Raw genomic sequence first — 414 nt, forward strand, 5'->3', positions numbered from 1 at the left:
GCTTTGCAGCGTTCTGCTTTTTGCTCAAGGCGTTGCCACAACTGTTGCGCTGCCGCTTTTTGTACCGCCGGAAGCCAGGCAAAAACCTGCGCCAGACCGGCACGATTTACGCTAACACCGAGCCTTTTCAGCAGGCTATGCCGCTGATGGCTATGCGCATGCAACTGCTCATAGTGCTGCGTTATCTCGTCGTTTACCGCCAGCAGATCCTCTCTGGCGCGGCGAATCATGCAGATCCGCTGACGCTGGAGAAGTTCACGCAGGGAATCGTACAGTGCGTCGTCGTCACGAATTCCCTGCAACAACGCCTTCACCTGTTGTAACCGGATACTCACTTCATCGGCCTCTTAGTTCTGGAAAAAACTCAGCATGTCGCTGGCTAACTGCTCGGTGTCCACTTGCAGGCTGCCGGAG

The 414-nt window shown here is 55.6% G+C and carries 1 protein-coding gene; it reads left to right on the plus strand.

What is annotated here, in order from left to right:
• A partial coding sequence (locus E0L35_RS26785; RefSeq protein WP_249362197.1) for a hypothetical protein occupies positions 1-323 on the plus strand: 323 nt, incomplete at its 5' end.
• Positions 324-414: the final 91 nt, after the last annotated feature.

Origin of the sequence: Halomonas sp. ATBC28, assembly GCF_005937175.1 — a bacterium.
Lineage (GTDB): Bacteria > Pseudomonadota > Gammaproteobacteria > Pseudomonadales > Halomonadaceae > Vreelandella > Vreelandella titanicae.